The organism is Clostridium sediminicola (assembly GCF_050402865.1).
Taxonomy (GTDB): domain Bacteria; phylum Bacillota; class Clostridia; order Clostridiales; family Clostridiaceae; genus Clostridium_AF; species Clostridium_AF sediminicola.
This window is the reverse complement of sequence record NZ_BAABMF010000007.1, coordinates 134,021-157,238: the sequence shown is the minus strand read 5'-3', so window position 1 is coordinate 157,238 and position 23,218 is coordinate 134,021. Positions and strand designations below refer to the sequence as shown.

General features: G+C 30.7%; 21 protein-coding genes. All 21 read left to right on the top strand.

Annotated features, from left to right (window positions below):
• The first annotated feature begins 2 nt into the window (after positions 1-2).
• The 21 genes from ACQ3F0_RS13570 (at position 3) to ACQ3F0_RS13470 (ending at position 23,208) form a co-directional block, all read left to right on the top strand.
• Positions 3-929 carry a dihydrodipicolinate synthase family protein gene (locus ACQ3F0_RS13570; protein WP_428865832.1) on the top strand — a complete coding sequence of 309 codons (927 nt, stop codon included), beginning with the start codon at positions 3-5 and terminating at the stop codon, positions 927-929.
• Positions 930-933: 4 nt separating this feature from the next.
• Positions 934-2,598, top strand: a complete 1,665-nt coding sequence (locus tag ACQ3F0_RS13565; protein WP_428865831.1) for an FAD-binding protein — start codon at positions 934-936, stop codon at positions 2,596-2,598.
• A gap of 33 nt (positions 2,599-2,631) precedes the next feature.
• Entirely contained in the window at positions 2,632-4,323 is a 1,692-nt protein-coding gene (locus ACQ3F0_RS13560; protein ID WP_428865830.1) for a sulfatase family protein, read from the top strand.
• A 56-nt stretch (positions 4,324-4,379) separates the two neighbouring features.
• Entirely contained in the window at positions 4,380-5,843 is a 1,464-nt protein-coding gene (locus ACQ3F0_RS13555) for a sulfatase-like hydrolase/transferase (RefSeq protein WP_428865829.1), read from the top strand.
• Positions 5,844-5,901: 58 nt separating this feature from the next.
• A complete protein-coding gene (locus ACQ3F0_RS13550; RefSeq protein ID WP_428865828.1) occupies positions 5,902-6,609 on the top strand; it encodes an N-acetylmannosamine-6-phosphate 2-epimerase in 708 nt (235 codons plus the stop codon).
• Positions 6,610-6,626: 17 nt separating this feature from the next.
• Positions 6,627-7,559 carry an ROK family protein gene (locus ACQ3F0_RS13545; protein WP_428865827.1) on the top strand — a complete coding sequence of 311 codons (933 nt, stop codon included), beginning with the start codon at positions 6,627-6,629 and terminating at the stop codon, positions 7,557-7,559.
• Positions 7,560-7,580: 21 nt separating this feature from the next.
• Positions 7,581-8,603: an SGNH/GDSL hydrolase family protein gene (locus ACQ3F0_RS13540; protein ID WP_428865826.1), complete on the top strand. Its 1,023-nt coding sequence runs from the start codon at positions 7,581-7,583 to the stop codon at positions 8,601-8,603.
• A gap of 84 nt (positions 8,604-8,687) precedes the next feature.
• Positions 8,688-9,701, top strand: coding sequence for an SGNH/GDSL hydrolase family protein (locus ACQ3F0_RS13535; RefSeq protein WP_428865825.1), 1,014 nt, complete (start codon positions 8,688-8,690; stop codon positions 9,699-9,701).
• A 23-nt stretch (positions 9,702-9,724) separates the two neighbouring features.
• Positions 9,725-10,177, top strand: a complete 453-nt coding sequence (locus ACQ3F0_RS13530; protein ID WP_428865824.1) for a NanQ anomerase/TabA/YiaL family protein — start codon at positions 9,725-9,727, stop codon at positions 10,175-10,177.
• Between the two features lie 45 nt (positions 10,178-10,222).
• The gene (locus ACQ3F0_RS13525; protein ID WP_428865823.1) at positions 10,223-11,383 is read left to right on the top strand and encodes a uroporphyrinogen decarboxylase family protein; all 1,161 of its coding nucleotides are present in this window, start codon (positions 10,223-10,225) and stop codon (positions 11,381-11,383) included.
• Positions 11,384-11,418: 35 nt separating this feature from the next.
• On the top strand, positions 11,419-12,480 hold the full coding sequence (locus tag ACQ3F0_RS13520; RefSeq protein ID WP_428865821.1) for a uroporphyrinogen decarboxylase family protein: 1,062 nt from the start codon (positions 11,419-11,421) through the stop codon (positions 12,478-12,480).
• 84 nt (positions 12,481-12,564) lie between these two features.
• Positions 12,565-13,572, top strand: a complete 1,008-nt coding sequence (gene splB / locus ACQ3F0_RS13515; RefSeq protein WP_428865820.1) for a spore photoproduct lyase — start codon at positions 12,565-12,567, stop codon at positions 13,570-13,572.
• 153 nt (positions 13,573-13,725) lie between these two features.
• Entirely contained in the window at positions 13,726-14,835 is a 1,110-nt protein-coding gene (locus ACQ3F0_RS13510; RefSeq protein ID WP_428865819.1) for a DEAD/DEAH box helicase, read from the top strand.
• Between the two features lie 256 nt (positions 14,836-15,091).
• Positions 15,092-16,438, top strand: coding sequence for a 4Fe-4S dicluster domain-containing protein (locus tag ACQ3F0_RS13505; protein ID WP_428865818.1), 1,347 nt, complete (start codon positions 15,092-15,094; stop codon positions 16,436-16,438).
• On the top strand, positions 16,435-16,980 hold the full coding sequence (locus tag ACQ3F0_RS13500) for a BMC domain-containing protein (RefSeq protein WP_428865816.1): 546 nt from the start codon (positions 16,435-16,437) through the stop codon (positions 16,978-16,980). The genes ACQ3F0_RS13505 and ACQ3F0_RS13500 overlap by 4 nt, the downstream gene beginning before the upstream one ends.
• A 293-nt stretch (positions 16,981-17,273) precedes the next feature.
• On the top strand, positions 17,274-17,618 hold the full coding sequence (gene eutS, locus ACQ3F0_RS13495; protein ID WP_428865815.1) for an ethanolamine utilization microcompartment protein EutS: 345 nt from the start codon (positions 17,274-17,276) through the stop codon (positions 17,616-17,618).
• Positions 17,619-17,629: 11 nt separating this feature from the next.
• On the top strand, positions 17,630-18,061 hold the full coding sequence (locus ACQ3F0_RS13490) for a EutP/PduV family microcompartment system protein (RefSeq protein ID WP_428865814.1): 432 nt from the start codon (positions 17,630-17,632) through the stop codon (positions 18,059-18,061).
• 132 nt (positions 18,062-18,193) lie between these two features.
• Positions 18,194-18,775 carry an ANTAR domain-containing response regulator gene (locus tag ACQ3F0_RS13485; RefSeq protein WP_428865813.1) on the top strand — a complete coding sequence of 194 codons (582 nt, stop codon included), beginning with the start codon at positions 18,194-18,196 and terminating at the stop codon, positions 18,773-18,775.
• A gap of 11 nt (positions 18,776-18,786) precedes the next feature.
• Entirely contained in the window at positions 18,787-20,187 is a 1,401-nt protein-coding gene (locus ACQ3F0_RS13480; RefSeq protein ID WP_428865812.1) for a sensor histidine kinase, read from the top strand.
• Between the two features lie 157 nt (positions 20,188-20,344).
• On the top strand, positions 20,345-21,778 hold the full coding sequence (gene eutA / locus ACQ3F0_RS13475) for an ethanolamine ammonia-lyase reactivating factor EutA (protein WP_428865811.1): 1,434 nt from the start codon (positions 20,345-20,347) through the stop codon (positions 21,776-21,778).
• A gap of 65 nt (positions 21,779-21,843) precedes the next feature.
• A complete protein-coding gene (locus ACQ3F0_RS13470) occupies positions 21,844-23,208 on the top strand; it encodes an ethanolamine ammonia-lyase subunit EutB (protein ID WP_428865810.1) in 1,365 nt (454 codons plus the stop codon).
• Positions 23,209-23,218: the final 10 nt, after the last annotated feature.

Here is a 23,218-nt window from a genome sequence, read left to right as displayed (position 1 = left end):
AAATGGGAAAGTTTAAGATTGAAGAATTTACAGGTGTTATTCCGGCATTATTAACGGTTTTTGATGAAAATGAGAATATAGATGAAAAAAGAACTAGAGGTTTCATTAACCATTTGATAGAAAAAGGAATAGATGGGCTATATTTAACAGGTAGTACAGGTGAAGGATTTTTAATGTCGCTAGAAGAGAGAAAAAAAGTAGTTGAAATTATAATTGATGAAGTTTCAGGTCGTATTCCGATTATGGTTCATATTGGTGCAATTGGAACTAAAAATTCAATAGAATTAGCTAAGCATGCTTATGAAGCGGGGGCTGATGCGATATCTTCTGTACCACCATTTTATTGGAATTTTAAAGAAGAACATATTTATAATTACTATAAAGATATTGCAGAAGCTACATCACTTCCAATGATTGTTTATAATGTTCCACTTGCGGGTATTCTTGGATTTGAAAGTATTAAAAGATTGGCATCAATAGAGGGAGTAAAAGGTATAAAATACACAGCAACAACTCATCATCAAATTGGCATGATCAAAGACCAAATTGGTGAAGACTTTATAGTATACTCTGGTTGTGATGAAATGGCAGCTTCAGGTTTGATGAATGGTGCAGACGGAATTATTGGATCCTTTTATAATTTGATGCCAGAATTATTTATTGAAATAAATAACGCTATCCAAAGTAATGATCTTGCAACTGCTAAAGCTAAACAAAAAACAGCAATTCAAATAATTGATTATTCACTAGGATATGATTATTTTTCAGTAATGAGATTAGCTCTTAAATGGATGGGTATTGATGCAGGATATTCTAGACGACCATTCAATAATATTAGTGGTGCAGAAGAAGAAAAACTTAAAATAGGATTTAAGGAATTGAAAGAAAAATATAAAATTACTGGAGTGGATTTTTTAGAGGAATTATAAAGCTATGATTATTTCAAGTGAATATAAAGCAGATGTATTAGTTGTAGGGGCGGGGTTAGCAGGTATAAGTGCTTCTATAGAGGCAGCTAGACAAGATACAGATGTTGTTTTAGCTGTTGCATCAAAGTTTTGTTCAGGATCTAGTTTTTATCCAGGGACATGGGGGCTAGGAATGGTTGCTCCTATGGATGAAATGGATAAAGAAGATTTTGTTGATAGTATAAATGAAGTAGGTTGTGGCATAGCGAATTATGGGCTAAGTAGAACTTTAATTGATCATATAGGAGATAGAATTGATGAATTAGAACAGATGGGAGTTAAGTTTAAAAAGTCAGATAATCTAGAAGAAGATAACAGCTTAATTCCTTGTTTTGATAGGAAGCATAGAAAATGGTATGGATATCTCTTTAAGAGTGCAAGAGAAGTTTTTAATAGAGAAATAAAACGACTTAATGTAAATGTATTAGAGAATGTTGAGATTGTTAAGTTGATTAAGCATGAGGATAAATTAGTAGCAGCAATAGGTATAGATGAGAATAATAAATTTATTTGCATATATACAAAGGCTATAGTATTGGCAACGGGTGGATTTGGAGGCCTTTATAAACACAGCTTAAATACATCTGATATTAATGGGTTTGGTCAAACATTAGCGTTAGAGGCAGGATGTGAATTGGTTAATGTTGAGTTTATTCAATTTATACCTGGGTATCTACAACCTAGCTATAAAACTATATTTAATGAGAGAACCTTTAAATATACTATATTAACTGATAATAAGGGCAATGAGATTCTAGATAAATATCTTCCAAATGGCTTAGATAAAAAAGTTATTACGGAAGAACGGTCAGGACATGGTCCTTTTAGTTGCAGACTAAATACAAAATATGTTGATATAGCCATGTTTAAAGAATACTTAGCTAACAAGAAACAGGGTGGCATAAAAGTAAGGTATTCCGAAAAAATTAAAAATAGTAATAGTTTAATGATTAATGAGTATTTTAAATGGCTGAAGAGTACAAAAGGAATAGATTATAATGATGAAATAATTATGGCACCTTTTGAACATGCAGCCAATGGTGGAATAAGAATTAATGAAAAAGCTGAAACAGGTGTTAAAGGCATTTATGCTGCTGGGGAAGTAACAGGGGGCATGCATGGTGCAGATAGGATTGGCGGTCTTTCTACTGCAAATGCATTAGTATTTGGGAAAATTGCAGGTAGGAATGCAGCCCTTTATGCAAAAGAACAAAGTATGGAATTAGGAGAAAAATTTATTGAAAATGAAATGAATAAATTGTTTAGCAATGGAAAAGCATTTAGTCTGGAACCGGATTATGTAATAGAAAAAATAAAGGAAATAATGTGGACAAATGGTTGCATTGTACGACGAGAAGAAAATCTTAAAAACGCTATAACAGAAATAAAGAAATTAGAGAGAGATTTTGATAGCACATATTATATTAGTAAAAATGAAAACATAAAGAATGCTATTAAAGCACATCATTTTCTTAGACTCTCTCTAGTTTTACTAAACGCTATGTTGTTACGAAAAGAAAGTCGAGGGTCACATTACAGAGAAGATTATCCTAATGAGGATAATGAGTTAAATAAAGTTATTATAATATCAAAAGGTCAAAATGACGAGATGAAATATAAATTTTCATAGATACAAAACGTAGTTTTATATGGGGGCATAGTTATGAAAGAGATTAAAAATGGAAGTGATTTGTCAATAGCAAATGCTTTGCAAAGACATTATGAAAAGATTGGTAAAAAGGATGAGAGGCCTAATGTACTAATTATTATGACTGACCAACAAAGACATGATACAATTGCACATTTAGGTAATGATCATATGATAACTCCAAATCTAGATAGGTTAGCTAGAGAAGGATGTAGTTATACTAACGCATATACCCCTAACCCAATATGTTGTCCAGCAAGACATTCCTTTCTAACAGGAATTTCTACGGGAAACCATGGAATTGCAGATAATGACTTCAATGCAAGACTGGCACCAGATATAGTAACATTTCCAAGAATACTTTCACAAGGAGATTATGTTACTGAAGCTATTGGAAAAATGCATTTTCAACCTTGTAGAGAGCACCATGGTTTCCAAAGACTTAAGTTAATGGAAGAAGTACCGGAACATAGAGAAGACGATGATTATCTATTATATTTGAAAGAGATGGGTTATGGCAATGTTCAAAATATACATGGAGTAAGAAATCTACTTTTTTATGCACCTCAAACACCCGTTATTCCTGAAGAACATCATGGGACAACTTGGGTTACAGATAGAGGTTTAGAATTTATTGATTCAAATGCAGGGAAAAGGCCATTTTTACTTTATTTAAGTTATATATCGCCGCATCCTCCATTTAATTGTTATAACAAATATTCAGATTTATATAAAGAAAAAGATATTCCAAAACCTGCAGAGTCACAGACTCCATTATGTGAATTATCTAAAGAAAATAAGATGTTTGGTGATTTACCAAATGAAAAATATATTAGAAGAATGAGAGAATCATATTATGGTCTGATTACTCAAATTGATTACAATATTGGAAGGATTATTAAGTCAATAGAAGATAATGGGGAATTAGATAATACACTTATTATATTTACAAGTGATCATGGTGATTTTATAGGTGATTATGGACTTTATCAAAAATTCTTACCATATGATAGTTGTGCAAGAATACCTTTGTTGGTAAGATACCCAAAAAGCTTTGATAAAGGTACAGTTAAAGAAGAGTTTGTTGACTTAACGGATATTTTTCCTACTGTATTAGATATCTCAGAATTAGACTACAAAGGAAACTATCCTTTGGTAGGGGAATCTCTTATAAGTAAAAATAAGAGGAAAGATCGTACTCACCAATATGTAGCTTATTCAGAAGGTAATAGAAGATGGGCTAGTGTTAGAAATAAAGAGTATAAGTATAATTATTATTATGGTGGAGGTAAAGAAGAATTATTCGATTTAGTAGATGATCCTAGTGAAACAACAAATTTATTATATTCCATTGAGAGCAAAGAAATTTTAGAAATAAAAAATAGTTTGAGAAGAAAGTTAGTTCAATATGAAAAAGAACAATGGAAGGCAGAATACATTGTTAATGATGATTTTATTGTTTTAGATGATTATAAAGCAGTTGCTACAAGAAATAAAGCATTCCCTGTATTCGGAAAAAACATTAAAAATAAATCAGATAAAGAAAACTTAAATGATTTTATTGACGAAGTAATACGAGCTGTCGAAGGTGAAGATTTAGTGAAATTCGAAGATCTTGATTATAAAGCATGGCAAAAGAACGGGAATTTTTCAGAAGAAGATTTAGAACGTTTATTTAATAAAAGATATAAAAATAAAAATTTCTAGTAGAGTATAGAGAGTCTTGCTCAAACAAGGGCTCTCTATTAAGGAGATAGAAAATTATGAGTAAAAAAATGAATTTTTTATTTATTGGAGTAGATCAATTAAGATTTGATACATTAGGTGTAAATGGAAATGACATTTGTGATACACCGAATATTGATAAACTGGCTAATGAAGGATACAACTTCTCAAGAGCTTACTCAACGTGTCCTCTATGTTCACCCGCTAGAGCTTCTATGTTTACAGGAAAGTATGCTTTTAAACATGGGATGGGTACTAATTGTGATATGTATCATTCATTATCTACAGAACTGAATGAACCAGAAATGCTTTTGCATAATAAACTTTTAGATAAAGACTATAAATGTGGTTATGTAGGGAAATGGCATGTAGGAACAAAATTAGGTCCATGTGATTATGGCTTTGAAGGAATGAATGTTCCGGGATATGGAAATTGTAGATTTGAAAAGGATTTTTTGGATTATTTAGATTCAAATCAATATAGTTACTCTATTGAAAAACCTATTCATTATAATCCAAACAATAAAACATTGTCTGCAGGAATTTGGAATGGAAGCGAAGAATCAACTACAGAATATTTTCTAGCCAACAAAACTATAGATCTTATAGATAAATTCACAAAGAATAATGATTCATTCTTTTTGACGTGCCAATTTTGGGGTCCACATGGCCCACATTTTCCGCCTAAATCATTCGTAGGGAAAAGTGATAGATCAAAAATAAAACCATGGATTAACTTTGAAGATGATTTAGAAGGTAAACCTGGCTTTGTTAAAAGACATCTAAGAGATTTTTATAGGAATCCACCTAAAAATTGGGATGAATGGAGAGAAGTTATAGGATTTTACTATGATTTTATGAGTTTTATAGACAAACAAATTGGAAGAATTTTAGATTACTTAGATGACATTGGTGAAAAGGATAATACAATTATATTCTTAACTTCTGACCATGGAGATATGAAAAGTGTACATGGTGGCCTTATTGATAAAGGATTTTTATATGAAGAAGCAATGCATATTCCATTTATTATGTACCATCCTGAGTATAGTGGTCTTAAAAATAGAAATGAGTTTATTTATAATATGGATATTATGCCTACTATTCTAGATGTAATAGGTGAAAACATATCTAATCTAGATGGTAGAAGTTTATTACCTTTACTTGAAAACAATTATGAATGGAATAGAAGAAATGCTTATTTGGAATTTCATGGTATTAGATTTTTGTACTCGCAACGAGCTGTAGTAAATGAAAATAATTATAAGTATATATGGACCCCAGGAGATTTTGATGAATTATATGATTTGAATAAAGATCCAGGAGAATTAAATAATCTTATTAATGATGATGAATATACGAAAATTAAAGATGGTTTAGTGGAACAATTAAAGGAAAATGCAGTGAAATACGAAGATCCACTTCAAGACTATGTTTATAAAATACTAGGTGAATGGTCAAATCCTTCTGGTCAAGTTGATACGACTGCGCAAAAGATATAATTCTGTAAATACTTTAGAGAAGAAATGAAAATATAAGATAAAGCGAAGGTGGTTAAATATGAATTTGAAGGATAATATATTTAAAAAACTCAAAGGTGGACTAATAGTTTCCTGTCAAGCATTAGAAGATGAGCCTTTATATTGTGAAAATGGTGGGATAATGCCTCTTATGGCTTTAGCTGCAAAGCAGGCAAATGCGGTAGGTATCAGAGCAAACAGTGTAAGGGATATAAAAGAAATTAAAGAAGAAGTAGACTTGCCTATTATAGGAATTATCAAAAGACAATATGAAGGCTATGATCAACATATAACAGTAACAATGAAAGAAATTGATGAATTGATCTCTATTAATACGGATATCATAGCATTTGATTGCACTTTACGAGAAAGACCTGATGGTCTTACTATAAATGAATTCATTACTAAAATTAAAGAAAAATACCCAGAACAATTGCTAATGGCTGATATTTCTACCTATGAAGAAGGTAGAAATGCTGCAAAAGCAGGTGTGGATTTTATAGGAACTACTTTAAGTGGGTATACAAGTTATTCACCACAAGTTAAAGGACCAGATTTCGAATTGATTGAGAAATTAGCAAAAAATTGTGATGCTCATATCATTGCAGAAGGAAAAGTACATTACCCAGAACAAGCAAAACGAGTACTAGAATTAGGTGCATTTGCAGTTGTAGTAGGAGGAGCAATAACAAGACCGAAAGAAATTACTGAAAGGTTTGTAAATGAAATTAAAGGCATTAATTCATAGAAGAAAGAGGAAGAAATATGAAAAAGTATATCGGAATTGATATTGGAGGTACTGAAATTAAAGCAGGAATAGTAAATGAAGAAGGTAAACTGTTATATAAAATTACTAGACCCTCAAACATTAATAATTATAAAATTCCGTTAATAGATGTTATTAAGAATATTACAAATGAAATCAATGTTTACACTATGAATAATGATATATGTATTGAAGGGGTAGGTGTATCCGCAGCTGGACAGATAGACAATAAGAATGGTGTAGTTATCGGTACTTGTGGCAATATTCCAGGGTGGAAAGGAACACATATAAAATCAGAAATGGAGAAAATTCTTCATTTAGATGTAATAGTAGAAAATGATGCAAATTGTGCTGCTTTAGCTGAGCATTGGATAGGAAATGGTAAAGAATATACGAATATGATTGCTTATACAATTGGAACAGGTATTGGCGGTGGAATAATACTTGATAATAAAATATTTTCAGGAAGTAATGGTATTGCAGGTGAGATTGGACATATTGTTTTAGAAAAAGATGGTGAGCCATGTACATGTGGTAATAAAGGATGCTTTGAACAATATGGATCAATGACTGCTTTGATTAAAAATGTAAAAAAGATAGTAGGAAACCAATTAAATGAAATTAATGGAAAAATAATTTTTGAAAAAGCGAAAGAAGGAAATAAAGAAATAGCCAAATGTATTGATCACTTTTTAGATTACAATGCTACGGGAATTGTAACTTTACTACACATATTTAATCCTGAAGCTGTTATTATTGGCGGAGGTGTTTCAAAACAAGGTGAGGTTATTATCCAACCCTTAATTAAAAAGGTAAAAGAAAAAGCAATGCCGGCCTTTTATGAAAATGTAGTCATAAAGACAGCCAAATTGTCTAATGATGCAGGAATGATAGGTGCAGTGAAAAATTATATGAATTTTAAAGATGAATAAATTCTTGGAGGGAGTTCAGAAATGATATACAAAGATTTGCTATTACAAGGATTTGAAGAAGTGAAAAAAATAGATGGCAAAGAAGGTGTACTATTACAAAGGGTTCCTCGAGACATTAGGAAAACATTTAAAGAAAATACTAGTAACATGTTAAAGAAACCAGCAGGTAATGAAATTCGTTTTGTACCATTAGAAAAAAAGATAAAAATATCCCTGGCAAGTTATCTAGATGAATATGATGAAGAAGGAACTGTTGCATGCGTTTACTATGGAGATTTTCAAGATAGAGTGTATTCTATAGGACAAGAACCTGTGGAAATTGAAATAAATTTACCTGAAATGATAACTAAGTATTATGAATCAGGGCTTCCTTTTATATATAATCCTAAAGTTGTAAGAATCATGCTAAGACATGGTAATGTTCATTTAGTAGATATTAAAGGTAAAACTAGAGTACCTAGAAAAGGGGAAATACCTAAAAATACTATGTTATCTTATGGGACATCAATTACACATGGTTCCACTGCAACTTTACCATCACTAGCTTATGCAAAATTAACTGCATGGAGACTGAAAATGGATAGTATTAATTTAGGTGTAGCTGGAACTGCTGTTTGTGAAAATGAAATGGCTGATTATATAGCTGATAGAAACGATTGGGATATATTAACTTTATGTCTGTCTGTTAATATGCTTAATTTGGCGTATACAGCAGAAGAGTTTTACAGTAGAGCATATTATATGGTAAATACTATTGCAGAAAAAAATCCTGACAAAAAAATATTTTGCATAAGTATTATAAAAAGCTATCATGATGCGGGTATTATTAAAGAAGAAGTTAAGACTGTATCAACCCCAAATAAATATAGAAATGCGTTGCAAGATATTGTAGAAAAAATTAATAGTAAAAACGTTATATATATAGATGGAATGAATTTATTAGATAATTATAACGGAATGACTACTGGAATATTACACCCAGGTGATTACGGTATGATTGATATTTCTAATAGTTTATATAAGAAGATTAAAGAGTATTTATAAATTAACTTTAGAGATTCAAGTTTAACTATTTATGTAAACATGAAGTTTCACAACGGATTCTCTATTTACTCGGAGGTTAATAAAATGATTCATGATAATTTGCTTTTGTATGGGTTTTCTGAATTAGTAAAAGTAGATGGAAGAGAAGGTTACTGCCTACAAAGAATTCCTAGTGATGTAAAAGATGGATTAAGAGAAAGAGCACAGATAAAGTCGCAAATGCCTGCGGGTAATGAAATTAGATTTGTACCTTTAGAGGATACGGTTACAATAAAATTAGTAAGTTATGAAGAAGATGCCATAGCGTGTGTTTACTATGGAGATTTTCAAGATAGGATATATCATATTGGAACAGATCCCGTTGAACTGAAAATAACTATTCCTGAAACAATTAATAAGTATGTAAAAATTAATGGTGAATATGTTTATCATCCAAAACTAATTAGAATAATGTTAAGTCATGGAAGTATACATTTGATTGATGTAACCGGAAAAAGACGACCACCATTTAAGGATGAGATGCCATGTAAAACAATGCTATCATACGGTACATCTATTACTCATGGATATAGTGCTTCGTTACCATCTTTATCATATGCAAAATTGACAGCTAGAAAATTGAATATGGATCACATTAATTTAGGGTTTTCAGGGTCAGCATATTGTGAAAGAAGTATTGCAGATCATATAGCAAAGAGAAATGATTGGGATCTATTAACACTTTGTATTTCTGTTAATATGCTAAATCAAGGTTTTACTTTAGAAGAATTTTATGACCGAGCTAGTTATATGATTAAGACTATTGTAGAAAACCATCCAAATAAAAAGATAGTGTGTATAAGTCCTTTTAGATATCATGAAGATGCCAACATTACATTAGATGAACTTAATATAGTTTCAAAAGGGAAAGAATATAGAGATGTCTTAAAATGTATCGTAACGGATATGAAAAATAGTAACTTATTATATCTAGATGGTATGGAGTTATTAAGTAGCTATGGAGGGTTAACTTCAGACTTATTGCATCCAGGGGATTATGGAATGATTAGTATTGTTGAAAAATTAGTCTATCACATAAATAATACTTGGAAATTGTAAGTAAATAGATTGGAGATGCGAAAATGGTAGTAGATAATATCAAAAACTATAAGTTATATGAGGATATACATAGCGAATTTCGAAATGCATTTCAATTTGTTAAGGACTTTGTAGAATGCGCAAAACCGGATGGCAAATATGAAATCAATGAAAATGTATATGCTATTGTAACTAGCTACAAAACAGAATTAGGTAATTGTGATTTTGAGACCCATGAACAATATTTAGATGGTCAATTTATTTTTAAGGGAAAAGAAGCTATAAACTGGGCGGAAAAATCAAAATTAGAGACTACTAAAGAGTATGATCGAGACAATGATTTTGCTTTACACACAGGTGAAATCCAAACTATTCTAAAGTTACAAGAAGGTGATTTTGCTATTTTCTTTCCAGAGGATGCGCATACACCTAAAAGGGCGTATAACGGCGTGTGTGAAGATGTTAAAAAAATTATTATAAAAATAAAAGTTAATTAAAGGGTAAGTATTTATATGAATTCTTTTATTAGAGGAGTGATAGAAGTGAATAGTAGAGATAGAGTGTTAATGGCTATAGAACACAAAGAAGCGGATAGAGTTCCTAAGTTTGATGCTTTTTGGGAAGATGCAATTCATGACTTTTATGAGCAAGGGTTACCTAAAAATATTGAGAATAAGGCGAAAAAAATAATTGTTGATGGCCGAGAAAAAACTATTGGAAGTCCAATAAATGATTATTTTGATTTTGATATAGATACATTATTCATGGATAATTCAATGAGATTTGAATCAAAAATAATATCACAAGATGAGGAATTTACAATAGTACAAGATAGAGCTGGTTATACTGTTAAGAGGTTTACAGGAAAATCATGTTCTATGCATTTTATGAAACATGAGAATAAAGAATTAGAAGATTGGGATAAAAATAAACATAAATTTAACTTTGATCCTAATGATACTAGTAGAATAGATAATGAATCATATTTTATGCATATTAATGAATTTCCTTCTTGGGAAGGTGCTAAAGTAATTTTTGATGAATATAGAAAAAGAAATAAATTTATTACTATTAATACTTATGGACCACTTGAAGGAACTTGGAGACATCATGGATATGAAGAAACTCTAATGGATCTACTAGTTGAACCCGAGTATATGCATGAAATGCTTGGAAAAATAACTGATTTGACAATTGATACATTGAAATATGCTATAGAAAAGGGAATTAAACCTGATGGATTATGGATTGCAGAAGATATGGGAGGAACTCATACAACACTATTCTCTCCAGCTACTTATAAAGAAATGATTTGGCCTTACCATAAAAAGATAGGAGATTTTTTGCATGCCAATGGTATAAAATTCATGATGCATAGCTGTGGAAAAGTTGAAAGTTTAATACCAGATTTAATAGAAGCAGGACTAGATGTATTACAAGCTATTCAAGTAAATACAGGTATGGATGTTAGAGAGTTGAAAAAACAATACGGTGATGAATTAACTTTCTTTGGAAATATAGGAGCAGAAATACTTGGAGGATCTTTTGAAGATATTGAGAATGAAATAGGTGGTAAGATTCCAATTGCTATGAAGGGTGGCGGATATATTTATCACTCAGACCACAGTATTCCTTATTCAGTTAGCTTCCAAAATTATTGCTATGTTATGAAAATGTTAGATAAATATGGAAAGTACAAGTAAATATTGATTATATATTAAATTAATGGAGGATTAATATGTTAGGTCATGATAGATGTTTAAAGAGTTTAAGAGGAGAAAAAGTAGATAGAATATCTGTACATCCTGAGATTGATTTAGTTTATGCAGCACCTCAATTTAATGTTTCGGTCGGTGAGTGCTTTATATATCCAGAAACACATGCAAAAGCATTGGTTAATAGTTTAGAGCTGCATCCAGATGTTGATGGACTATATGTGAATTTGTGTGTATCACCAAAGATAGCAGTAGAAGATAGAACTGAATTAGATGGATTAACTAAAGAAGAAATAAGATATATAAAAGATTCAGCAGGAATGACTTGGCGTATACCGAACAATGATGTTGGAGCAGTTACGGAACATGATATTGTTGATTTAGATGATGAGAGATTAATTACGGAAGATCCATTTATAGTAGGGATATTGGAAACATATAAGCTTATCCCAGAGGAAACTAAAAAGAAGTATTTAATTATTCCTGGTATCACAAGTCCATATTGTCAACTAGATTTTATATTGGGAATGACCCCTTTGCTATTGGCTATGTATGATGAACCAGAAAAATTGAAGAAAGCTTTACAGCATAGAACGAACTTAGCTATTAAGTGGGCAAATGAATATGCAAAATTAGGAGTAGAGTGCGTATGGATAGGAGATGGATCAGCTTCTTCAAGTATAATTTCACCTGAGATGTATGAAGAATTTGTATTGCCATATGTAACACAATTAGTAGATGTCTTAAAATCACATGGAATAACTAGTATTATGCATGTTTGTGGAGATATAAACCCTTCTATTGATGTGATTTCAAGGAGTGGAGTAGATGGTTTAGATATCGATTTCCCTGTTGATTTAGAAGTAGCTCGTAAAAAAGTTCCTAAGCATATATGCTTTAAAGGAAATCTAAATCCTGTTAATTTACTTCAAAAAAGTGCTGATGAAATCTATAAAGAATGTCAAGAGATTATATTAAATGCTGGAGAGCCATTTGTATTAAGTACAGGATGTTTATTAGCTAGAGATACACCACCGAAAAACGTGGATGCTATGGTTAAAGCAGCAATGGAGTATAAGAAATAGAATTGTTTGAAAATAATAACTTTCATTTATTAAAGAATATTCCCAATAGTAATAGGGAATATTTTTTAATAAAGAGGTGATTTAATGTTTATACCAGATAAAATTATAATTGATGAAAAAGCAATGGATTATGAAATGGGAAAAAAGGTTTTTAAAGAATTTAAGAACACTAAAACTGAAATAATCATAAGAAAAGGTGGTCGTGTTACTGAACTGGGTAAGATGGCTCCTTTTGATGCATATAAATTTGGAAAAAAGATATTAGTTGTAGGTATTAGAAAAGAATCAAAGTTCCAAAGCTGTAAACCATCTGCTAATTATCAATTACCTTTGGTAAGTGGATGCATGGGTATGTGTGAATATTGTTACCTCCAAACTCAATTTGGTAAAAGACCATATGTTAAAGTATATGCCAATATAGAAGATACATTAAAACAAGCTGCAGGGTATTTGGATGAGAGTCCTGATGAAATAATGATTTTTGAAGGAGCTGCGACTTCAGATCCTATACCTATTGAACCATATACAGGCATTTTAAAAACATCTATAGAATTTTTTGCAAATAAAGAAAACTCTAAGTTCAGATTTGTATCTAAATACAATGATGTAGAAAGTTTTATAGGTATAAATCATAACAGAAAAACAACTATTAGATTCAGTATTAACACAAATAGAGTTATTGGAAGATATGAGCACAAAACTACCACACTAGAAGAAAGAATTGAAGCAGCAAGAATGGTCTCTAATAGTGGATACCCTATAGGATTTATTATTGCACCTGTTTTTATTTATGATGGATGGGAAAAAGAATATAGTTATTTAATGCATTATATAAAGGCTCATCTAAATAATGCTTACATAAAATTCGAAGTTATTTCTCATAGATATACATCAAGAGCAAAAGAAAATATTTTGAATGTTTTTCCTAATACTAAATTAGTGTTTAGTGAAGAAGAAAGGCAGTTTAAATATGGTCAATTTGGTTATGGTAAATATGTTTATAATAAAGAAAAGCTAAAGTCTATCAAAGAATTCTTTAATAACAACCTAATAAATTTATTTGGAGAAGAAAGCATAAATTATATAATTTAAGTTAGTATTGATAATTGAGAAAGTAATTAAGGTATAAAATATTATTAAAATAAATACTTTGCTACTATACAAAAACATATATATTTGGTAAAATAAGAAGTTAATAAAAATGGTTCGTTAAAAATATATATTTAAATTGAGAGGTTAATTATTATGATAAATTTTGAAAATTTAGGGCTTAGTGAACAAATATTAAGCACTTTAAAAAAACAAGGTATAACTAAACCTATGCCAATTCAAGAGCAAAGTATTTCATTAATAAATGATGGTTACGATATTATAGCTGAAGCTCAAACTGGAACTGGAAAGACTCTTGCATTTCTATTACCAATGTTTGAAAATATGTCTTCTGATGCAGATGAAATTCAAGGGTTAATTCTCACACCGACAAGAGAACTTGCAATACAGATAACGGAAGAAGCTATGAAATTAAAAGAAGGAAAAAATTTAAATATTCTAGCTGCTTATGGTGGAAAGGATATAGGGTCGCAATTAAAGAAATTAAGAGGAAATATTCAACTTGTAATAGCAACCCCTGGTAGATTGCTGGATCACTTAAGTAGAGGGACTATAAAATTAGATAAATTAAAAACACTAGTTTTAGATGAAGCAGATCAAATGCTTCTTATGGGATTTAAAAATGAAGTTGAAACTGTAATTAAAGAGACATCAAAGAAAAGACAAATGCTTTGTTTTTCTGCGACTATGAGTCCGCAAGTAAAAAAATTAGCTTATAGATATATGAATGATCCAAAAGTAGTAACTGTTGAAAAAGAGGAAGTAACTCTTAAGAATATAGAACAAGTTTTAATTGAGACTACTGATAGAAGAAAGCAAGAAGATTTATGTAAAGTTTTAGATGAAGACAATCCATTTATGGCAATCATATTCTGTAGAACTAAGAGAAGAGTTGATGTTCTAGAAACTGCTCTTCATCAGAAGGGATATAATTGTAAAAAACTTCATTCTGATATAATTCAGTCTAAAAGAGAAAGAATAATGAAGTCTTTTAAAAATTGTGATATTCAGTACTTGATAGCTACGGATGTTGCTGCTAGAGGATTAGACATAACAGGAGTTTCACATATATACAATTATGATATTCCTGAAACTACTGAGAGCTATATTCATAGAATAGGGCGGACAGGAAGAGTTGGAGAAAAAGGGCATGCTTATTTATTTGTAGCTCCAAAGGATAAGAAAACTTTGGATGTGATAGAGCGACAAATCCAATATAAAATTCCAAAGAAGATATTAGAATAGAGATTGAAAAAGTGTAACAATTTTATAGAAATAAAATTGATAATATGTTTTAAATATGGTATAATTAAACAAAATGATGTATAGTTAGCACGACGTAGTGCAGAAAATATGCAATGAAGCTTATAAGGTAATCGAGAGATTTCTTTATGAGCTTTTATTATTTTTTTGTCTCTAGATAAAGTTTGGTGCATTGAAATAAATACCTAATAGGAGTAATTCAAAATGGTAAATAATAATTAAAAAGCGGGGTGTATATATGGATTTGCTGGAAAAAATATTTGAAGCTGGAGTTGTTGGAGCAGGTGGAGCTGGATTTCCTACTCATGTTAAATTGAATTGTAAGGTAGATTATTTAATAATTAATGGATCTGAATGTGAGCCACTTCTTAAAACAGACCAATATCTGATGAAAACTAAAGCTGAGAATATAGTTGAATCAATTGAAGAGATTGCAAAAGTTGTAGGAGCAAAAAAAGCAATAATAGGATTAAAAAAGAAATACAAAATTCAAATTGAGAGTTTAAAAAAAGCAATAAGGGATTTGAATTCTTCAGTTGAATTACATCTAATGGATAATTTTTATCCTGCAGGGGATGAGCAAATTTTAGTTTATGAAATCACTAAAAGAGTCATACCACCAAGTGGAATTCCTTTAAATGTTGGAGTGGTAGTATCAAATATTGAGACAGTTGCAAACATTTACAGAGCTATGAATGATAAACCTGTGATTCATAGGCATGTTTCTATGGTTGGTATGGTAAAACAACCTATGATTTTAAAAGTACCTATTGGAACATTGATTTCTAAGTGCATTTATGAAGCAGGTGGTGCTTTGATAGATGATTATAGTATTATTTTGGGTGGCCCTATGATGGGAAAAATTTTTGATAAAGATGAATTAGATGAGATGACTATAACAAAAACTACTGGAGCAATAATAATTTTACCTAAAGATCACTATATTATTAATAGAAGTAAAACTTCCATAGAACATATATTAAATAGGGCAACTTCAGCGTGTATTCAGTGTTCTTATTGTACAGATTTTTGTCCAAGGCACTTAATTGGACATCCTCTTAAACCACATAAAATTATGAGAGCAGTAGCTTTTTCTGATTTTAATGATAGTGTAAAAACTGCGCAGTTATGCTGTGAATGTGGAGTTTGCGAACTTTACGTATGTCCTATGGGATTATCACCAAAGACTGTAAATATATATTTAAAAGAAATGATGAGGGAAAAAGGAATTAAATATGCAAATGAGTCAAAAGAAACATCGGCTTTAGAAGAGCGAGATTTTAGAAAAGTCCCTGTCAATAGACTCATATCTAGATTGGAATTGAATGAATTTGTACATCAGAATGTTCATGATTTAAAAGAGATAAATGTTAGCGAAGTAAATATCTCATTAAAACAGCATATAGGTGCCCCTGCAAGTCCTGTAGTTTCTGTGGGAGATACTGTAGAGAAAGGGCAGTTAATTGGAGCTATGAAAGAAGGAGAACTAGGAGCAAATGTTCATGCCTCTATTGACGGAAAAGTGATAGAAGTTTCAAATAAGATTACTATAAAAAGTGAAAGTTTTGAGGTGATTGAGGAATGAATACAATAGGTATGATTGAATTGAATAGTATTGCTAAAGGCGTAGAAACAGCAGATTTTATGATAAAAGCTGCTGCAGTAGACTTGATAGTTTCTAAAACAATTTGTCCTGGAAAGTATTTGATTTTGATTGCAGGAGATGTAGGAGCAGTTAATTCTTCTGTAGATGCGGGATTGGCCAGTGGTGGTCAATTTATTGTAGATAGCCTTGTTATATCAAGAGTTCATCCAGATTTAATAAGTGCTATTAACCAATCAACTGATGTTGGAGAAGTAAACTCTGTTGGGGTTATAGAATATTTTTCAATAGCTACAGCTATATTGGGAGCAGATGCAGCAGCTAAAGCTGCTAGAGTAAAACTTATAGAGGTGAGACTTGGAATAGGAATAGGAGGAAAAGCTTTTGTTACTCTTAGTGGTGATGTAAGTGCTGTAAATGAAGCAGTAGAAGCTGGGGCAAGAGTTGGTAAAGAGAAAGGAATGTTAGTAACTAAAGTTGTTATACCTTCTCCTAGAAAAGAAGTATTCTATAAATTATTATAAAATTATAAAAAAATCATATGAATATATTGACAAATGTTTATTATGGTATATAATGTAAATATAGTAATATAATTATCGATTTTGAAATTTGCACAAAGGAGTGCAATTTTAAAAAGAGCAAAGTAGCTTATAAAAATATTTTTGTAATGTTTTTATAAGCTTTTTATATTTAATTTTGGTTGTGTTTTAAAGGAATGTTGGATTTGTGCATAACAAAAATAAAGTAGTTGTAAGTTAAGGAAACTGACAATTTAAACCTAACAACTTACAACATTTTAAAAGTGGGGTGCAAAATGGGAGAAAAACAAAGAATAATTCAAGAATATGTACCTGGTAAACAGGTTACCTTAGCACACTTGATTGCACATCCTAATAAGACTGTATATAAAAAACTAGGACTAGCAGATGAATACAATGAAGCCATTGGTATCTTAACTATTACACCAAGTGAAGCAACGATAATAGCAGCAGATGTAGCTACAAAAACTGCAGCAGTTGAAATTGGTTTTGTGGATAGATTTAGCGGATCGCTAGTTATTGTTGGAGACGTTTCAAGTGTAGAAGCCGCTTTAAAAGGAGTTTTGGAAATGTTATCTAATACACTTTCTTTTTCTTCATTTAAAATAACTAGGTCTTAGGAGGAAAAGTGTTGAAAAAACTTATTTTAATTGGAAAAAGCGGTTGTGGTAAAACAACTTTGACACAAGTTTTATATCAAAAAAAAATAGATTATAAGAAGACTCAATCCATGGAGTATTATGAAAATATTATTGATACCCCTGGAGAATACATAGAAAATAGAAGGTTTTATAAAGCATTAATAGTATCATCAGTTGATTGTGATGTTATTGGATTGCTTCAAGATTGTTCAAAAGATGATAGTATTTTTCCACCAAATTTTTCTTCAATATTTGCTAAACCAGTTATAGGGATAATTACTAAATCGGATTTATGCAATGGAGAAGAAAAATATAAAAGAGCAGAAGAATTTCTTCTAAGTGCAGGTGCTCAAAGAATATTTAAAACGAGTTCCTATAATAATGAAGGAATAGATAGAATAAAAGAATATTTAAATGAATAAAGTATAAAATAAATAATTATTTATATTTAAGTATTTATTCAATTATGGGATCGTTAAAAAATAAATTCTACTATACTTTACTGACAAAAGTGGGAAATAATTTTTTAGCCAACCTTAAGTGAGGTGGAATTAGTGAAAAAGAAAATAGTAATAGCCGACGATGAGCCTATTACAAGGATTGACTTAAGAGAGATTCTAGAAGAAGCAGACTACGAGGTAGTAGGGGAAGCTTCTGATGGGTTCGATGCAGTTGAACTCTGTAAGAATCATATGCCAGATTTGGTTTTAATGGACATAAAAATGCCTTTGCTAGATGGAATAAATGCATCAAAAATTATCATGGAAGAAGAATTAGCGAATTCAATAATCCTTTTAACAGCTTATAGTGGAAAAGAGTTTATTCAAAAAGCAAAGGAAGCAGGAGTTATGGGATACTTAGTAAAGCCAATTGATGATAAATCGTTATTGCCTGCAATAGAAATAGCATTATCAAAGGGAAAAGAAATAAGAAAAATGAAGAAGGATATAATAGAAGCAAATGAAAGTCTTGAAGCTAGAAAAAAAATTGAAAGAGCAAAAGGAATATTAATGAGGAAAAATTGCATGTCGGAAGAAGAAGCTTACAGAAATATAAGAAAACTTAGTATGAATAAAAGAGTTTCGATGAAAAAGATTGCTGAAATAATTATTATGAGCAGCAATATGAAGAATTAAAGGTGAATGATATGAAAAAAATACGTGAACTTTGCTATATGTATACTGATTTGATTGATCAGGATATATACATTATTGAACATATTGCATCAGTTCTTCCTGTAATTTCAAATTTGGTTGAAGCAGATGTTTTTATAGATTGTCCCACAACTGATCCAAATGAAGCAATAGTCGTGGCTGAAGCAAAGCCAAATAATCATTATTCTATGTATAAGAATACTGTTGTAGGGGAGCTTGCGTTGAGAGAAAATGAGCCGGCAGCCCTTAGAACACTTGAGCTTGGAATGCCTACAAGAGATTTAAAGGCAGTTACTCAAGAATGTATGAATGTAAGACAAACAGTTGAACCTATAAAAAATGATAACGATAGGACAATTGGAGTTTTAATTATAGAAAAAGATATTACAGAAACAATAAATACTAATAGACGTATAGAAATATTAGCAGAAAATAATGAGTTGCTTGGAAACAATATTAATAATAATGAAGGAAATATTACATATCATATTGATGATGCAATATTAATATTTGATGAAAATGGAATTATAAGATATATTAATCCAGTGGCTGAAAAGCTTTACAAAAAATTAGGATATCAAGATAATTTAATAAATATGCCTTTTGATAATGTATCTTTGGATAATAAATCATTTAGAGAAATAAATTCTAATAATCAACCAGATGCATCAGAGGTTAATATTGGTAAATTATCTTTGCAAGTTAAGTACATAACTCAAAGTAATAATGGTTTAAATATGATAATGTTTATTAAAGATATAACTGATATGAAGCAAAAAGAAAAAGAGTTAATATTAAAGTCTGTGGCAATTAAAGAAATTCATCATAGAGTAAAAAATAACCTTCAGACAATAGCTAGTTTACTTAGACTTCAATCTAGAAGGATGGATAATGATCAGTTAAAAACTGCTTTAGATGAGAGTATGAATAGAATATTGAGTATTGCTACAACCCATGAAATATTAGCTCAAGAAGGAATTGACGAGGTAGATATAAAAGAAGTTATAACTAAAATTAAGAGTAATATAATTAGAGTTTTCAGTATTAAAACAAGTAATATTGAAGTTAAAGTAGATGGAGATAGTTTCAGAATTGAATCTGATAAATCAACTTCTATTGCGCTTATTGTTAATGAACTTTTGCAAAATTCACTTCAATATGCGTTTGAGAATAGGGAAAGAGGAAGTGTACATATCACTATTCAAAGAGGAAAAGTTTATTCTAGTATTTCAGTTATTGATGATGGTGTTGGATTTGATACTACTTCTATTAGTAATAAGAGTTTAGGGCTAAACATTGTAAAAAGTTTAGTTAAAGATAAATTGCATGGAAATTTCAATATATTTTCTAATAGCAATGGAACAAAGATTTTATTTGATTTTAAAAATGAATAATAAAATATACACAACGATGTGTATATATATGGTTTCCAAGTGAAGATTAAATTAAATTTCACTTAAAAAGAAATCTTATAAAAGGCGATGAAGCCCAGAGTTTAATTAACTTTGGGCTTTTTATTATTTTATTTTAGTAAAGAAGGTGTGTAATAGAGTGAGAGAGGAAATTCTAAGTGCTGGAATTGATATCGGGACATCAACAACGCAGCTTGTTTTCAGCAGAATAACTATTGAAAACACTGCCTCTAGTTTTTCTATTCCAAGGATAAAAATTGTAGACAAAGATATTATTTATAGGAGTAATATTTATTTTACACCTCTAAAATCTCAAAAGGAAATTGATGCAAAAAAGGCAAGAAGTATTATTGAAAGAGAATATTTTAACGCAAAAATTAAGCCAGCTGATGTCAAAACTGGTGCAGTTATTATTACGGGAGAAACAGCTAGAAAAGAGAATGCTAGTCAAGTTGTAGAAATTCTAAGTGGCTTTGCTGGAGATTTTGTTGTAGCTACAGCTGGACCAGATTTAGAGTCAATTATTGCTGGAAAAGGAGCAGGGGCAGACAAAATTTCAAGAGAAGAGGATTGCGTAGTAGTTAACCTTGATATTGGTGGAGGTACAACAAATATTGCAGTTTTTAAAGATGGAGAAGTAATAGATACAGGGTGTTTGGACATTGGTGGTAGATTAATAAAAATAGATAAAATTTCTAAAAAGATAACTTATATTGCGCCAAAAATTAAAGAATTAGCAGAAAGGGAAGGCGCAAAAATCCATATAAACCAGATTCCTAATAAGGGGGATATTGAAAAAGTAGTTAAAGCTATGTGCAGATTACTAGAAGAGGCTATAGGAATAAAATCAAGAACAAAAGATTATGAAAAAATAATAACAAATAAAGGGATAAAAGCTGATTATGACATTGATTATATAACTTTTTCTGGTGGAGTTGCTGATTATGTTTATGAAGGTAAGGATGAAGAAGATTTTAAGTTTGGTGATATAGGTGTTTTACTTGGCCATATAATTAAACAATCTACATTATGTGATAAATCTAAATTGAGGGAATCTTGTGAAACAATAAGAGCAACAGTTGTTGGAGCAGGTTCACATACAACAGATATTAGCGGAAGTACTATTACTTATACTGAAGATATTTTTCCGATAAAAAATTTGCCGATTTTAAAACTTTCACAAGATGATGAACTTAAAGGGTATGACGGAATAGAGAAAGCCACTAAAAAGAAATTGAAATGGTTTAGTTTGGAAAATGAAATTCAAAGAGTAGCTATAGCAATAAAAGGTCCTAAGAATCCTAGTTTCTTAGAAGTACAGCAATTAGCAGATTCAATAATTAAGGGTATGAGTGAACATATAGAAAGGGGATTTCCACTAATTGTAATTGTCGAAAATGATATAGCAAAAGTACTTGGTCAGACAATTTTCAAAAAGTTAGACTTCAACAAGAAAGTAATATGTATAGATAACATCAAAGTTGAAAATGGAGATTATATCGATATAGGGAAGCCTCTTGTTAATGGTAAGGTTGTTCCAGTGGTTATTAAAACATTAGTTTTTAATTCATGAATGCAAAAAAACATTCATTTATAACTATAACATGGTTTAAATAAAAAAATAAAGGGGGAAGAGAAGTGATATTAAAAACAAAGTTATTCGGTAAGGTTTATCAATTTGCATCAGTTAAAGAAGTATTAGCAAAAGCAAATGAAGAAAAATCGGGTGATAAATTAGCTGGCGTAGCTGCAAAAAGTGCAGAAGAAAGAATTGCTGCAAAGGCTGTTTTAGGAAATCTTACTTTAGCAGATTTGAGGAATAATCCTGTAGTTCCATATGAAATCGATGAGGTTACTAGAATTATTCAAGATGCAGTAAATGAAAAAATCTATGGTGAAATGAAAAACTGGACTGTTTCAGAACTAAGACAGTGGATATTAGATGAAAATACAACTGGTGTGGATATTAGAAGAGCAAGTAGAGGATTAACTAGTGAAATGGTTGCCGGAGTTGCAAAGCTTATGTCAAACTTAGATCTTATTTATGGAGGTAAGAAAATAAGAGTAAGTGCCCATTGTAATACTACTATTGGATTAGACGGAACATTATCAGCAAGACTTCAACCTAATCATCCTACAGATGATATAGATGGTGTAGTTGCAGAAATTTTTGAAGGTTTGTCTTATGGGGTAGGAGATGCAGTAATAGGCTTAAATCCTGTTGATGATACTGTTGGGAATGTAGCTAAAATTCTTAAAAAATTCGATGAAATTAAGAATAAATTTGAAATTCCTACTCAACAATGTGTACTTGCTCATGTTACTACTCAAATGGAAGCAATTAAACAGGGTGCTCCATCAGATTTGATTTTCCAAAGCGTTGCTGGTTCTGAAAAAGGGAATGAAGCATTTGGAGTAACTGCTGCTATGTTAGATGAAGCAAGGGCATTGGTATTAAAAGAAGGAACTTCAACTGGGCCTAATGTAATGTATTTTGAAACAGGTCAAGGAGCAGAATTATCCTCAGAAGCCCATCATGATTCAGACCAAGTCACTATGGAAGCTAGATGCTATGGATTTGCAAAACGGTATAAACCTTTCTTAGTTAATACTGTTGTAGGTTTTATAGGACCAGAATACTTGTATGATAGCAAACAGGTAATTAGAGCAGGTCTTGAAGATCATTTTATGGGTAAGTTAACTGGAATATCAATGGGTTGTGATGCTTGCTATACAAATCATATGAAAGCTGACCAAAATGATATAGAAAACTTAGCAGTATTATTGGTAAGTGCAGGATGTAATTATTTCATGGGAGTACCTCATGGTGATGATGTAATGCTTAATTATCAATGTACTGGATATCACGAAAGTCCAACTTTAAGAGAATTGCTAGGATTAACTCCTACAAAAGAATTTGGAGCTTGGATGGAAAAAATGGGAATAACTAAGGACGGAAAATTAACTTCAAAAGCTGGAGATGCATCAATATTTCTTAAATAAAAAAGGGGGG

What these genes read in the sequence shown, in the direction of transcription:
- splB (WP_428865820.1), top strand. Translation starts at nt 12,565, where the DNA reads ATGTTTATACCAGATAAAATTATAATTGATGAAAAAGCAATGGATTAT.
- ACQ3F0_RS13565 (WP_428865831.1), top strand. Translation starts at nt 934, where the DNA reads ATGATTATTTCAAGTGAATATAAAGCAGATGTATTAGTTGTAGGGGCG.
- ACQ3F0_RS13560 (WP_428865830.1), top strand. Translation starts at nt 2,632, where the DNA reads ATGAAAGAGATTAAAAATGGAAGTGATTTGTCAATAGCAAATGCTTTG.
- ACQ3F0_RS13520 (WP_428865821.1), top strand. Translation starts at nt 11,419, where the DNA reads ATGTTAGGTCATGATAGATGTTTAAAGAGTTTAAGAGGAGAAAAAGTA.
- ACQ3F0_RS13480 (WP_428865812.1), top strand. Translation starts at nt 18,787, where the DNA reads ATGAAAAAAATACGTGAACTTTGCTATATGTATACTGATTTGATTGAT.
- ACQ3F0_RS13545 (WP_428865827.1), top strand. Translation starts at nt 6,627, where the DNA reads ATGAAAAAGTATATCGGAATTGATATTGGAGGTACTGAAATTAAAGCA.
- ACQ3F0_RS13505 (WP_428865818.1), top strand. Translation starts at nt 15,092, where the DNA reads ATGGATTTGCTGGAAAAAATATTTGAAGCTGGAGTTGTTGGAGCAGGT.
- ACQ3F0_RS13550 (WP_428865828.1), top strand. Translation starts at nt 5,902, where the DNA reads ATGAATTTGAAGGATAATATATTTAAAAAACTCAAAGGTGGACTAATA.
- eutS (WP_428865815.1), top strand. Translation starts at nt 17,274, where the DNA reads ATGGGAGAAAAACAAAGAATAATTCAAGAATATGTACCTGGTAAACAG.
- ACQ3F0_RS13555 (WP_428865829.1), top strand. Translation starts at nt 4,380, where the DNA reads ATGAGTAAAAAAATGAATTTTTTATTTATTGGAGTAGATCAATTAAGA.
- ACQ3F0_RS13510 (WP_428865819.1), top strand. Translation starts at nt 13,726, where the DNA reads ATGATAAATTTTGAAAATTTAGGGCTTAGTGAACAAATATTAAGCACT.
- ACQ3F0_RS13540 (WP_428865826.1), top strand. Translation starts at nt 7,581, where the DNA reads ATGATATACAAAGATTTGCTATTACAAGGATTTGAAGAAGTGAAAAAA.
- ACQ3F0_RS13530 (WP_428865824.1), top strand. Translation starts at nt 9,725, where the DNA reads ATGGTAGTAGATAATATCAAAAACTATAAGTTATATGAGGATATACAT.
- ACQ3F0_RS13500 (WP_428865816.1), top strand. Translation starts at nt 16,435, where the DNA reads ATGAATACAATAGGTATGATTGAATTGAATAGTATTGCTAAAGGCGTA.
- ACQ3F0_RS13535 (WP_428865825.1), top strand. Translation starts at nt 8,688, where the DNA reads ATGATTCATGATAATTTGCTTTTGTATGGGTTTTCTGAATTAGTAAAA.
- ACQ3F0_RS13570 (WP_428865832.1), top strand. Translation starts at nt 3, where the DNA reads ATGGGAAAGTTTAAGATTGAAGAATTTACAGGTGTTATTCCGGCATTA.